Source organism: Mucilaginibacter pedocola (assembly GCF_002013915.1).
GTDB classification, from domain to species: domain Bacteria; phylum Bacteroidota; class Bacteroidia; order Sphingobacteriales; family Sphingobacteriaceae; genus Mucilaginibacter; species Mucilaginibacter pedocola.
Genome location: NZ_MBTF01000005.1, coordinates 76,515 through 90,998, shown reverse-complemented (window position 1 = coordinate 90,998; position 14,484 = coordinate 76,515). Strand labels below are relative to the sequence as shown.

9 protein-coding genes are annotated in these 14,484 nt (G+C 46.0%); 3 read left to right on the top strand and 6 right to left on the bottom strand.

Features of this window, described 5'->3' with window-relative positions:
• Window positions 1–41 precede the first annotated feature (41 nt).
• From BC343_RS08615 to BC343_RS08605, 3 genes are all read left to right on the top strand, one after another.
• A complete protein-coding gene (locus BC343_RS08615; protein ID WP_078347367.1) occupies window positions 42–1,034 on the top strand; it encodes a sugar phosphate isomerase/epimerase family protein in 993 nt (330 codons plus the stop codon).
• Between the two features lie 62 nt (window positions 1,035–1,096).
• On the top strand, window positions 1,097–1,759 hold the full coding sequence (locus tag BC343_RS08610) for a flavodoxin family protein (RefSeq protein ID WP_078347448.1): 663 nt from the start codon (window positions 1,097–1,099) through the stop codon (window positions 1,757–1,759).
• Window positions 1,760–1,842: 83 nt separating this feature from the next.
• Window positions 1,843–3,108, top strand: coding sequence for a PQQ-dependent sugar dehydrogenase (locus tag BC343_RS08605; protein WP_202909751.1), 1,266 nt, complete (start codon window positions 1,843–1,845; stop codon window positions 3,106–3,108).
• 7 nt (window positions 3,109–3,115) lie between these two features.
• Here BC343_RS08605 and BC343_RS08600 read toward each other — a convergent pair whose 3' ends face one another.
• From BC343_RS08600 to BC343_RS08575, 6 genes are all read right to left on the bottom strand, one after another.
• Complete coding sequence (locus BC343_RS08600; protein ID WP_078347366.1) at window positions 3,116–4,453, bottom strand: histidine-type phosphatase; 1,338 nt, start codon at window positions 4,451–4,453, stop codon at window positions 3,116–3,118.
• Between the two features lie 82 nt (window positions 4,454–4,535).
• Complete coding sequence (locus BC343_RS08595; protein WP_143822114.1) at window positions 4,536–5,927, bottom strand: hypothetical protein; 1,392 nt, start codon at window positions 5,925–5,927, stop codon at window positions 4,536–4,538.
• Window positions 5,928–5,939: 12 nt separating this feature from the next.
• Window positions 5,940–8,738, bottom strand: coding sequence for a TonB-dependent receptor (locus BC343_RS08590; RefSeq protein WP_078347364.1), 2,799 nt, complete (start codon window positions 8,736–8,738; stop codon window positions 5,940–5,942).
• A gap of 190 nt (window positions 8,739–8,928) precedes the next feature.
• Window positions 8,929–12,210, bottom strand: coding sequence for a TonB-dependent receptor (locus BC343_RS08585; RefSeq protein WP_078347363.1), 3,282 nt, complete (start codon window positions 12,208–12,210; stop codon window positions 8,929–8,931).
• Window positions 12,211–12,289: 79 nt separating this feature from the next.
• Complete coding sequence (locus tag BC343_RS08580) at window positions 12,290–12,907, bottom strand: helix-turn-helix domain-containing protein (RefSeq protein ID WP_078347362.1); 618 nt, start codon at window positions 12,905–12,907, stop codon at window positions 12,290–12,292.
• Between the two features lie 84 nt (window positions 12,908–12,991).
• On the bottom strand, window positions 12,992–14,443 hold the full coding sequence (locus BC343_RS08575) for a hypothetical protein (RefSeq protein ID WP_078347361.1): 1,452 nt from the start codon (window positions 14,441–14,443) through the stop codon (window positions 12,992–12,994).
• Window positions 14,444–14,484 lie beyond the last annotated feature (41 nt).

Below are 14,484 nucleotides of genomic sequence, written 5' to 3'. Positions count from 1 at the left end.
TACCTTCAATTTCATAAACCAATTATCAATAAGCCAATATCATGAAAACCAATCGCAGAGATTTTATCAGGCAGGCCGCTATGGGTGCCGCCGGCATTGGGCTTGCCGCCAGTGTGCCCGAATATTTGTACGCCAACACGGGCAAAGATTTGTTTTTTAAAGTTGCCGTGTCGCAATTCTCGTTCGCCAGCCAATTTTGGACAGGCAAGCTGAACGCTTTGGATTTTGCGGCGAAAGCAAAAGAACTTGGCATAAGCGGACTCGATTACTGCTCGATGTTTTTTGCCGATAAAGCCAAAGATGCAAAATACCTTGCCGACTTGAAACAACGCGCCGCCGATAACGGCAGCTACAACCTGCGCATTATGATTGATGGCGAAGGCATACTGGGCGACCTTACCGAGGCAACCCGCCTTAAAGCCGTAGAGAACCACTATAAATGGATAGATGCCGCCGCCACCCTTGGCTGCCCCATGATACGCGTAAACTTAGAAGGCGACGGCGACCCTAAGGCAGTAGCTACTGCGGCGGTTGACAGCCTGGGCAAACTGATAGAATATGGCAGGAAGAGCAATGTTGATGTTATTGTAGAAAACCACGTGGGTATATCGTGCAATGGCGCATGGCTGGCCGATGTAATGAAACAGGTGAACAATAAACACTGTGGCGTGCTGGCCGATTTTGGAAACTTCTGTATCAACCGCACCAAGCCTGCAACTAATGATATTGCCGGCTATATGGCTACCAAATGTTTGGAAGAATACGATAAGTATAAAGGCATGACCGAACTGATGCCCTTTGCAAAAGGCGTGCACGCCAAATCGCACTATTTTGCCGAGAATGGTGACGACCCCGAAACCGATTTCTACAAGATGATGAAGATTATTAAAACCTCGGGCTTTAAAGGCTGGATAAGTATTGAATACGAAGGCGGCCTGTTTAAAATGTATACCAAGGATGCCAAATACCTTGACGATTATGCCGGAACTACTGCCGTTAAAAACCTGGTAGAAAAAGCCGGGCGCATGGCTTAATTGTAATTCCCCGCAACATATTTGAAGGCAGGCTGTTGAAATTAAAACAGCTTGCCTTTTTTATGAAAGCATTTATTCTGAATTGTACTTTAAAGCCTTCGCCGGAGTTTTCGAATACCGAAGCGCTCATCAATAAAGCGATTACCCAACTACAGGAGCAGGGTGCCGAAACGGAGGTACTGCGGTTGGTAGACCATAACGTTTTGCCCGGCACCGAAAGCGATATGGGCAACGGCGATGAATGGCCCATTTTATTAGAGAAGATACGCACCTGCAATATTTTCATTTTGGCTACGCCAATATGGATGGGACGGCTGGCATCAACTGCGCAGCGGGTAATTGAAAGGCTTGATGCTATATTTCATGAAAAGGATAAAGCAGATGAAGAAACCGGGCAGTACTTTACCTATAACAAAGTAGCCGGCTGCTTAATAACCGGCAACGAAGATGGGGCGCACTCCTGCGCAGCACAAATATTGTGGGCCATGCAAGAGTTTGGCTTCACTATCCCTCCTAACGTGAATGCCTATTGGGTAGGGCTTGCCGGCCGGGGGAAAGATTATGTAGAGGCAGGCGGCGAACAGCATTACTTTACCAACCAAACCTTGCGTTATACGGTGGCTAACCTATTGTTCTTTGCAAGGCTGCTAAAACAACACCCAATTGACACCAATCTTAAAGAATTAAATGAACTGGCAAGAGCGGAAAGCACTCATCATTCGTAAGTTAGCGGGTTAATTTTGGAGAAATTCTGAATTAATTCCGGAGAAATTGCTTAAATTGGCAATACTAAACTCCTATACCTCACATGATGAAATTTGCGGATGTTATTGTTGGATGCTGTGCTATTGTCATTATGTCTTCTTGTGCAAAAAAGTTAGACCGGGTGCAAGTTGATCCTCCACCGGAAGAAATACCTGTATCGTTATTACCGCCGGTAGAAACCTTGCCAAAAGTTGCTCCTGAACAAATACCATCGTTCCCTTTTCAAACACGGGTTGGTTCGGTACAAACTACAACTCCGCTTAACGTAAAAATCCTAACCTCCGATCTTTCGTACCCATGGTCGATGGCGTTTTTGCCTGATGGGCGGATGCTGGTTACCGAAAAACCCGGCAACATACGTATTGTTACCGCTTCCGGGGCTATCGGCAACAAAATAAACGGAGTACCCGCCGTAAAGTACCGAAGCGACAGCGGGCTGCAGGATATTGTGCTCGATCCCGACTTTGCCACTACAAGGCTGGTGTTTTGGTCGTTTGTGGAGCCATTAACGGCAACCGATTTTATAACCAGCATTGCCCGGGCCAAACTATCGGCTGATGAAACCACTTTTGAAGATGTAACCATTATCTATCGCGCTACCCCATCGTACACTGGTGTGCAGCACCCCGGCTCGCAGTTGTTGTTTGATAAAAACGGCTACCTGTTTGCTTGTTTTGGCGAGCGTTACGATGATGGTATACGCATAAAGGCACAGGCAATGGATTCTCCTTTAGGTAAAATAGTACGTATAAAAAAAGATGGCAGTGCAGCACCCGGAAACCCGTTTTCGGGGCAAGCAGGAGTAATACCCGAGTTATGGTCGTTAGGGCACCGCGACCCGCAAGGACTGGCATTTAACCCCGCTACCGGCGAACTATGGGAAGCAGAACATGGCCCCATGGCTGGTGACGAAATAAACCTGATAAAACGTGGTGCAAACTATGGCTGGCCTGTAATTGCCTACGGATTGGAAAACAGCGGCCCGCTTATTGGCACAACAGTTGGCAATGGCACCCAACAAAGCGGGATGGTACAACCCATTTATTACTGGGACCCTGCCATTGCGCCAAGCGCTATAGCATTTTATACCGGTACCCTTGTACCCGAATGGAAAAACAACCTTTTTGTTGCTGCGCTAAAGGGAAGGCACATTATCAGGCTGGTAATAAGTAATAACAAAGTTGTTGGCGAAGAACGCCTGCTTGCAACGGAAGGGCAGCGCATGCGTAAGGTAATACAAGGGCCCGATGGTGCGCTTTACGCCCTTACCGATATGCCCAAAGGCAGAATTTACCGCATTAGCAATTAAGCGCCGGCTACTTTACCGTTTTTAGGTATTGCAGCATATTGCCTGCGGGGTTGGCACCAATGGCCTTTAGCCTTTGCAGGTAATACTTTTTAACCTCATCCCAAGTGTAAAAATTGGGGCTGGCAGCCTTTAGCCCGGGGATATTGGCATCCTTTTCGTTAAGCAGGCAGCGTAGTAAATATTTGCCCGCATCGTTTTTATACAATACCCACTGTATATTGGCGCTAAGCGGTATCACCTTTGCCGATTCCCATTTTTTGTTGATAAGCTGAATATAGGTGCCCACCTGGTTAGTGGTGTTCATATTCAGGAGGGCGGCAAAAGGCGCAATAGTTTCGGCGTGCGAAAAACGCAGGTTAGCGTTTATTTTTTTGTTTTTGATGTATTCGTCTGTTGTCTTTATAAAATCGGCAAGTAGCGGAGCCGCAATTTTCACCTGTATGCCATTGATATCGGTACCGGGGCCTTTCAGAAAGAAATCTTCGGCAACATCTATCCTGCTAAGCGAGGCCAGTTCGCCGCAAGTAAAAAATCCCTGGAAGTTGAGGTCCTGTATGTTAAAGCCGGCTTGTTTTATTTCCTGCTGAAGCGAATATACAATGGTTGCAAAGCCAAACAGATCGTCAACAAAAGTATTCTTGTCGGCGGGTTTCATCGCTTTAGTAAACTCGGGGGTAAAAAAACGCGTAGTAACCTTTTCGTTGGTTTCTTTTATGCTGAGGTATTCTTTCAGGTCGGCAACTATCTTCATCCAGCTACCACTCTTTTCAAATTCGAGGTAGGCGGGTGCCAAATCGTAAAAGCGCAGGGTGGTATCGTTAATGCCTTTTTCAATAACAGTAAGGTTCTTTAGCAATGGTTGCAGCCCTTTCATGAAGGCATCGGCACTTTGGCGGGTGCGGATCTCTTTGGTTACCGATACCGCAATTTTAGGTTTATCGGCAAATACAGCGCTGTTGTTCTGATAAAGGCGCTGTGCTATGCCCATCAGTTCGGTAGCTCCTTCGGCAGAGATGGATTTGGTATTGCCCTTCTCTACCTTATCAAGCAAGAGCACCATTTTACGCAGGCTTTGCCCAATCGGGGTTAAGGCTTTGGCACTATCGGCACTTGCCAATATTTTATACAAATAGCTAACTGATGGTGCCTTGGTAAGGTGCCTTGCACCATGCCTGCCTACATAGTTAATAAACACAGGCTTATACCCATCCGGAATTTTAACGGAAGCTGCGGGCGGGGCGGTGTAAAGGGTTTTAGTGCCCAAAAAATCGCCATCGCATTGCTGGGCGCGCACAGTAAACGATGCCGCCGAAAGCAGCAAAAGGGTTAACAATAACTTAGGCATAGGGGTAAAATTGCGTATAAATATATAAGGATCGGCCCGTAAAAGCCAATCCTTATATTTGTTAATAGTATTAAACCATTAATTAGTGCTGGTTACCGGTACCATCTACCTGGTATGCGCCAAGGTCTTTACCGGGTAAAGTAATGTTGGCACCAAGGTCGCCGGTAGCGGTTACAAAGCCAAAAGGTGCAAAATCTGTTTTGCCTTTACCCACAGCAGGCGAGCCAGTTTGCAGCCTAAAGTTGTTAGCACCTACTAATACAGTAGCCGCAGTTTGTTTGGCAACCGTTAATGGACCGGGGTTAGCAACATAATCGTACTGGTTTACATCGTAGCTTATAAACAGCGGTGCGTTTTCTTTCGGGGTAGCCGAATGTATATCTGCCGATTGGAATGCAGCAACACCGTCTGATGATAAAAACTGGCCAACAATACCGGCAGATGAGCCATAGTACAATTGGTTATTGTATTTGATGTTGGCAATATCGGCATCGCTTACAAAACGGGTACCAAAGCGGCAATTAACAATCAGGTTGTTGTATATCATGCCACGTGCAGCCTTCTCAAAGTTGATAGAGCCGCCACGGCCCGATTTGGTTTGGCGGAAACCGCAGTTAACCATGGTATTGTTATACATACTCACGTTTGTTTGCGTACCCGAGCTACCCGAATCTGATGCTTTTAAAGCGTTGGTTGCAGCACCTATTAACAGGTTATAGGCAATATCGCCAACGGTACCGCTCTTCATGTTGAAGAACTCGCCGCCACCTTGGCCGCAAAGCTCGAAGGTGTTGCGCATTACGCTTATTTTACCACCTACTACGCGGATAGCATCATCCTTGCTACCAAACACCCACGAATCTTCGATGATGAAGTTGTGTTTGATATTACCGAAGTAGATGATGTAGCGAGGGTCACCGGCTGCGTAAATAGCCGGGTCGTTATTACTGCCCGATGGGCCGCCCGCCATTTCCAGGTGTGTCCATTTCAGTATCAGGTCGCCACCGTTAGGCGAAGCATTGGTTGGCGTAGCTGCCGATGGTGAGCATACTATGCCACCCCAGTAGCCTTTAAATACGTTTGTGAAATCGCCACCGGCAGCCTGCGTGTGAATATCTGCATAGTTTTGCACCGTGATGTAGTTTGGCGCATCCTTAGTCCCCAGGCTGATGAAAGTACCGTGGTTTATGATCTCGGGGCTGGTTTCGGCCGTTTTACCATCGCCAATGGCAATAAGTTTTACGCCTGCCTGCATTTGCAGGGTATCGCCATCGTTTATGGTAATGTCTGATTTGAAGTAATAAGTTTTGCCGGCAAGCAGCGTCCCCTTTACCGCACCTTCCAGGTTTTCGTTAGTGATAGGCTTACTTACCTGTATAACGGCTTTTGATATATTCAGGGTTTCTGCCTTGTGGCAGGCGTTAAGCAATAACATACTGCAAAACGCGGGAATTAATAATTTTAATGCTTTCATCGTTGTGGTATATTATAATCTGTAACGTAGGCCCAATAAATAGTAGCGGTTGTAGTTGTCGCGGCGCACAAATGCGTTTTCGCCCGCTTTCTGAAACTCCGAAGAAACGGTTACGCTTGTTGGGTATGGCCTTTTTATCTCCAGTTCGAAAGGCGTGTTCAGCAGGTTGGTTGCTTTAAAGTAACCATACAGGTTTTTAAACAACCTTTTCTCGGTAGAGAAATCCAATGTGGTGAAGCTTTTCTGCCATACATCGTTATCCAAATAACCCGATACCAGGTTAATGCGTGAGCCGGTATACACCATCGATAATTGCGCATCTAAACCTGCTTTGGTATCCTTATACAGGAACGAGAAGTTACCAATGTGTTTAGACTGGCCCTGCAGCGGGCGGGTTTGGTTCTCTAAACGGTTAGTTACAAAACCATTGTCGTCGCGGTAGGCGTATAGTTTGCTTGTGGTGATGTTAGAATTGGTGAAAGTGTAATTTAAACGTACACCAACTCTGCCTACGTATTTAGTACCCTCCAACTCGAAACCGTAGTTATGTGCCGTACCAAAGTTTTGCGGTTGCAACACAATGTTGGTGCTTGTACCACCTGTACCGTTCTGCTGGCGCACTAAGGCAGCTTCTATAGGGTTCTTCAATTCTTTATAGAAAACACCTACCAACAATTGGTCGAAACCTTTAGGGAACAACTCGTAACGCAGGTCGAAGTTTTCGGCAGTGGTACGTTTCAGGTAAGGGTTGCCTACTTCCATGTATTCGTCGGCATCGGCATCGCCCGATGTATGCGGCACTATCTCGTAAAAGTTAGGGCGGCTAATGGCCGAGTAATAAGTTAAACGCAAATTCTCTTTACTGCTCAGCATGTATTTAAAAGCAAGGCTTGGCAGCAGGTCGTAATATTTATTATCGCCGCTGGTGCCTGCCAATACATTTGATGCACTGGTTTGGTATGCCTGGCTGGTATGCTCGTAACGTAAACCACCAATGGTTTGCAATTTACCCACAGTGAATTTGAACTGGCCGTAAGCTGCACCAATTTTTTCGCTGAACGAATAGTTGAGGGCGTTATCAGCTGTACCCTGCCCGTTAAATACTTCGAAGGTGTTTTGGTTGATATCGCCGGTAAACTCCTGTGCAGTATTACCGCTTACACGTAACGAGTAAGCATCATAATCGCTGCGGCGCTGTTTATCGCGGTACATACCGCCGGTGCTCAGCTCTACATTAGTACCGAACAATTTTGGCGAGAATATCAGGTTGGCATAACCTGTTTTATCCTCATCAGAGTTATAACTGAAGGTGTGTACTACCGATTGCAAGCCATCAAAACGGGTTGGCTGCTGCTGCACCGAACCATCGGGCTGGGCAGTAAGGCCGGTGTTCAGGTTTATCTGTGCGCGGTCGGGTTCGTTGGCTATAGCTTTTGAGTATACGGCCATCCAGTTGAAGCGCACCCAAGGTGCAAGCTGGTGGTCGCCCTGTAAGTTAGTATTGTATATTTTCTGGATAGCGCGGTAGCTGCGGTAGCTTTGCGTAACGCGGCCATTGCCTACTGCGGTACGGCCCAAAAAGCTGGTATCCGAAGTAAACCTGTATTGGTTTTGGGTAAGGTTAATGTACGAACCATTCAGCGTTAATTTATTGGCCGAATTGAAGCGGTAATCCAATTTACCAATTAACGATGCACGCTGCTGCTGTATGCTATACTGGCGGCGCGAGAAATCTTCTACCTGTGGCTCGTTATTGGTTAAGTTAACCTGTGTGTTAAAAAACAAGCTGTTGGTTTCGCGGTAGGTGTTTTGGTAGCTGGCGGCCAACAAGGCACCAAACTTTTTATCGGCACTGCGGCCACCAATGCTAAGGCCCAATATGCTGGCCAATGGCACTTTTTTGCTGCCGTAGTTAAAAGGGTTGGTTGGGAAATCTTTCAGTGTAGCTACGTAGCTATTGCCATTTGTACTACGTGGCGATCGGTTTAAGCTTGCGCTATGGTCAAATTTGGTGAAGCTGTTATTAAAGAAGTTTTCGGCATAACCGGTACCTACATTCACACGCAGGGTGAAGTCTTCAGGGGCATCCTTCAATGCTAAGTTAATGGCACCACCAATTGCGTCTCCTTCCTGGCTTGGTGTTAGTGACTTGTATACTTCCAAACGGTCAACAATGTCTGCCGGGAAAATATCCAGCGGTACGTAGCGGTTGGTATTGCTCGGGCTTGGTATTTTTATACCATCTATCAACGTATACTGGTAACGCTGCGGCATACCACGAATGATGGCATATTGTGCCTCGCCGTTGCTACTGCGCTCCACCGACACACCCGAAATACGCTGCGTAACGTTGGCAATAGTTATATCCGGAGAGGTTTCAATGCTGCGGGCAGATACGGCGTTCAACACCCTATCTGAGCGTTGCTCGGCGCGGCGGGCGCTTTGGTCGCTCTCGCGGCCGCCTTTTGCGGTTACCCTTACTTCGCCAAGGTCGCGCGATTTGCTTTCGAGGCTAAAGTTTACGGTTATTATACCGCCACCTGTTACCTGTACGTCTTTATCATCCTCTTTGTAGGCTACATACTTAGCTTCTACTTCGTAGCTGCCAACGGCAACATCTTTAAAAGCGTACGAACCATCTAAGGCTACGCTGGTGTAGCGCTTGGTACCGGTGGTTTTGTTTTTGAGGGTTACGGTGGCACCAACCAGTTGTTCGCCGGTGCGCTTATCGTTTACCACACCTTTTATAGTTCCTGCCAACGAGGCATAGCTTAGGGTGATAAAACTTAAAAAGGTGAGGAGGGCTTTCATCAAATTTTAAATTTTCCGCAAAGAAACCCCTCCGGTATAATGCGAGCATTAGCCAAATATTATGTAATTGTTAACGTGTATTTGTATTGATAATATTACATACAACATAAATTAACATAGCTATAAACAGCAAACGCCCGGAATTACCGGGCGCCTGCTGAGAAAAAAACCGAAAAAATTTATCTGATGTTTAGAAAGCGTAGCGCAAGCCAAACTGCATCTGCCAACGTGAGGCAAACAAATCAACCGAATATGGTACTCCCGGGTCTGCGAAAGTATATTTAGGATAAGTTGTTGATGCTGCTGTGAATGCAGGAGTAGTTTTTGCGGTTAAACCTACGCTCGATGTTGAGTTGAAGGTATTAGCCGAGAAGTAGTACTGGCCCCAGTTTTTGTTTAACAGGTTGGTTAAGTTTACTATATCGTAAGTAAAGGTTAAAACTTGTTTGCGTTTGCCGCTACCAAATTTAAAATCCTGCGAGAAACGGAAATCAAGGTTGTTGTTCCATGGTGTAAACGCTGCGTTACGCTCGGTAAACTGGCCACGGCGGGTAGATAGGTATTTATCTTTATCAATAAAGGCATCAAAAGCTGCTGCTTGTTGTACCGCAGTTGCGCCACCTGCTATATCGCTAAAGAAGTTAACCGTTTCGCCAACTTTAGGGATGTAAGCTAAACTAACTTGCTGGCCTGTACCGTTTATTGAGTTTGGCAGGAAGCCGTAAGTATACGGGTTACCCGATTGTGCACTCAGGAAGAAGGTAAAGTTTGCAGTGTAGTTGGTATTACCGCCCCAGTTAACCATGTAGTTAACGGTTGATACGATGCGGTTACGGATATCGAAGTTCGAGTTGGCCAATACGGGGCTGTTTGAGTTAAGCGCCTGGTTTAGTTGCCAGTTACTCTCCATTGAGTTACGTATACCGTTGGTAATATCTTTTGAGTGGCCATAGGTATAAGCTACCGAAGCATTCAAACCAAAAGGGAATGTTTTAGCCACCTGCGCAGTTGCACTGTAGCGGTAACCCTGGTTGGTGTTTGATAACAGGTAAGCGTTGGTGTATGATGTATTAACAGGCTTGTTAACAAATATTGGCTGCTGTTTATTCACATCGTACGGGTAGTAAGTTACCTGGTCGGTGGTGTTTATTTGCTGGAATTTAAGGTCGCGGATAACTTTGGTGTAAATACCTTCTACCGTAAATTTCCATTTATCGGCAGTGGTATAATCGTACGCTAAGTTGGTACGCCATACCTGCGGCATTTTAAAGTTATTATCGATAAGGTCGACTTGTGTTGGGCCACTTGCCGAAGTGTTAACGGCAGGCACTTGCTGGTTAACAAACCCTAAACCACCATTGCTTGGTGCCTGTACCGGGTTGGTAAGCGGCGTAATTGGCGAAGTTGCCGAAGGCTTTTTGTCGTAAGCGCCATAAGTATCGCCATTGTTGTAGAATGCGTAACCAAACCAGGCAAACGGAACGCGGCCGGTAAACAAGCCAGTACCACCACGCAGTATAGCAGTTTGGTCGCCGTTGATATCGTAATTGAACGATACCCTTGGGTTTATCTGCACATTGCCTAAATAGTTGTTTTTAATATCTGCAGGTTTAGTGTAGGTAAAGGTATTACCGTAATTAGGATCAACAGGAGCATTTGTTGTTTTGGTGCTCAATGGCTGTTTGGTAGGCACATCGGCATAATCAAAACGTACACCTGCAGTCAGTTTAAAGTTATCGGTAAGTTGTATCTCGTCCTGGCCGTATAAGCTCAGCAGGTTTACATTAAACTTAGCCGATGGGTTAGCCATTATATAATCGCGCGTGTTGTTGGTGTAGTTGTAGTTAGCACGTATACGCGATGGGTTGTTTGCCAAGAAGTTGGCAATGCTGCTGTAAGCAACGCGGCCGTTCCAGGCGTTAACAAAGTTGTAGGTGATGTTGTAAAACTCGTTGTGTGTACCGAAAGTGAAAGTGTGCTTACCTTTTATCAGGGTAAGATTATCGGTAAACTCGGTAGTTTTTTGGCGCATATCAAATATAGCGGCTTCGCGGTCGGTACCTAAAAAGATGGTAGTACCAGGGGTGTTACCGGTTATCTCAATCTGCGGTAAAGCAGGGTTAGAGTTAGGGTCGCGGAAATCGTGAACGCTTGAGTAACCCAATACCAAACTGTTGTTTACACTGTTGCTGAAACGCGATTTCAACTCGGCAACGGTAGAGGTTGAGTTATTGTGCGATGTATAATCGATACCGCTGAAACGGAAGTTCTGCTGATCGCGCTCTAAGTTGGTAGCGGTTGAAGTAATGGTGTTATTACGCAGGGTTAACTGGTTATGGTCGTCAATATTCCAATCCAGGCGGTTGAAATATTTGTTGCTGCGCGAATAGATAGAGGTATTGTTATAAGTCCCCGGATCGATACCGTTAGGGTGTGCAGCATCGGTAGTATATGCTCTAAATGCAGCTACAATTTTATCACCATCGGCCTGGCTTAATATGTTAGCCGAACCGTTGTGGTCTAAGCCACGGATAACCGGATCTTGCCTGCGGGCAATCTCGGCATTGGTGAAGAAGAATAACTTGTTTTTTACGATAGGGAAACCTAAACGGATACCAGTCTGGTAATCGTGGAATGATGAAGGCAAGCTGGTGCCATCGCCACCCGAAGCGGCTTTAGCATTGTTTGGGCCTACCAAAAATGCGCCACGGCCGTAACCGTAAACAGCGCCTGTAAAATCGTTTGTACCGCTGCGGGTTACAGCGTTAATACTACCACCCAATACGTTACCAATTTTAATATCATAAGGGGCAACCAGTACTTGTATATCCTGTATAGCATCTAACGATACCGGGCTGGTCCGGGTGCTGCTACCCACCTGGCCGGATGCATTGCTTTGACCGCCCAATGAAGGGCTGAAACCGATAGCATCGTTATTGATAGCACCATCCAACGTTACGTTGTTGTAACGGTAGTTAGTACCCTGAAACGAGTTGTTATTGCTTTGCGGCGTGGTGCGGGTAAGGTCTTGCAAGCTGCGGTTAATGGTAGGCATGTTGCGTATCTGGCTTTGGCTGATACGGGTGCTTGCGCCGGTTTTGCTGGCACCGTTATTGGCAATTACCTTTACTTCTTTCAGCGAGGTAGTTTCGTCAACCAGTAAAAAGTTGAAGGTGGCGCTGCCCAGTTGCAGGTTAATATCTGTGCGTTCGTCTTTTTTATAACCTATAAAAGTGGCGCTAATGGTGTAGGGGCCACCGGCGTTAAGGTTAGGGATGGTGTAGCGGCCATCGGCGTTGGTTTGTGCACCGTAGCGGGTACCGGTGCTGGTGTTTACTGCCGATATAGATACGCCCGGCAGCGAAACGCCCTTTTGATCAACTACTTTACCGCTGATAACGGCTGTAGTTATTTGCGCATTTGCAACTACGGCAAACAGCAAAGCAATGAGTATAAAGTATAACTTCTTCATGTGTATTTTTTTACACCACAAAGATTCAGCTACAATGTTAACCCAATGTTAACGAAAGATTATGTTTAACTACCCGTGTTTACACTTGTGTAACCCGCTGCGGGGCTGCTTCAAATTTAATAAAGGCTTGTGTAAGGTTTTCTGCAGGTTCGTAAACGGCCTTGGCCAGCAAAGTTAATTTATTTTCGGGAAATGGCTTTTTTCCGCCTTCTATGCGGCTTAGCAAGGCCCTGTCTATCCCTATCTTTTCGGCAAGCGCCGCCTGCGATAGGTTAAGTTCTTGCCGATGCCATTTTATTAGCGCGCCAAAGTGCTCGTGTGTAATAACCGATTCGGGTGCTGTATCAACACCTGCTTTATCCTCCGGCTTATCAGCATCGCCGGCAGGGTTAAGCAATTCCTGCCCAAAAAACAAGCTAAAGTTTGCCGACATCTCACCAAACAGCTTCTCATCAATATAATACGTTACCTGCGCCTTTACCGTTTTGGCTTTTATAATACCCAGCGAGCGCAGCTCGAGCAGGTGTTTATTAAGCGTTTTGGCATTATATGCAGTAGTTACAATGGCATCTTTACTAAGGCTGTTGCCATTCATGGCAATCATCCGGAGGATAAAAACGCGTATAGGCAAAGCAATTGCACGTGCAAAGGCAGATATCTGGGTGTCTATTTCGGCAAGGTGTATGTGTAAGCTCATCTATTATTAATCCCCTCTCATTATTACAAAAAAAGCCGCTCCTAATAATGGAACGGCTTTTCTGTTTATTCGTATTGTTGCAAATTATTTTACAGCACCAGGAGTGGTGTAAGGAGTAACTTGTGCGTTAAAGTTTGTCCAACCGGTAGTCCAGTCAGTTGCACCAACTGCACCGCGGTAAGTAACTTTATCAAAGAAAGCGTCAGTAACTTTTGCATTTGTGAAATCAGCACCGGTTTCGGCAACTGAACCGGTTTTAACTGTAAATACAGGTGTACCAGGGTTAGCAAAGTCTGAAGCGTATTTGTACGGATCGTTTAACACTACTGCAGCAGTTATAGTGTTATCGAAAGTATTAGCTGCACGTAAAGCAGTTTCGAACAAAGCTTTGTTTTCGCCTTTAACAGCGTTAGCAGTGTTACGCACGCTACCAACAATGTTGTTTGCAAATACCAGGCTACCCGAAGTGTAGTTTGTTGATGTAGAACCGGCAGTAGTTACTTTAGAATCGTCGATGTAAACACCATCCACAAAACCTGCGAATACAGAGTTCAGGATGCTTTGTGATGAGTTACGACGGATCTGAGCAGCATGTTGGTAGTTAGCGTTAACAGATGGGATAGTAGTAGCACCGCCTGTTGGGATAACCGGGCCAACCAAAGTCATGTTAGAGAAAACAGCCGAAGTTTTTGGAGTTTTATCTGAACCTGAACCGTCGTTGTCAGACTCGAATGCGTTAGAACCCGATACGTCAGCAACTGTTGGGTAACGCTGAGCGATACCGAATTGTACTTTACCAGAGAAACCGAAGTCGGTATCAAAGTCGTCATCAAGGCTGCCGATAGCTAATAAGTGTTTAGCATTAACAGTACCACCGAACCACTCGAAAGCGTCATCGCCAGAGCGGAACACCATCACATAATCAATAGTAGTACCCGAACCAACACCGCCCATAGTTAAGCCGTTGATCTCGTTATCCGGTGAGAAAGGAATACCGGCGTACTCAATACGTACATATTTTAAAGTACCAGAGTTATCGTTAGCTACGCTACCACCGTACTGGATGTATTTAGCAGCATCGCCTTTTGCATCAAGGCCACCTTCGATACCTACGTTGTCGCCTTGGTTAACAGGAGCTTTACCTAACAGGATTATACCACCCCAGTCGCCAGCGTTACGTGTACCGGCAGCGAAAGATGAAGTGAATACGATTGGTTTATCAACAGTACCAACAGCTTCTATACGTGAACCGCGGGTGATGATCAAAGTACCTTTGGTAGATTTATCGCCTTTAACGATAGTGCCGGGCTCAACAGTTAAAACTGCACCGTTAGTTACATAAACGAAACCTTTAAGGGTGTAAATTTTGTCGGCTGTCCAGGTAGTGTTAGTAGTGATGTCGCCACTAACTTCAACAGATGTAGATGCAGGAGGGTTTACAACGGGAGGATTCTCGTCGATAACAGCCTCTTTTTTCGAACATGACGCGAAAGCAAGCGATGCGCCTAATGCTAAAAACAATAATGATTTTTTCATAATGAAGTCTTTCAGATTTTTTACAAAGTAATGTTAAATGT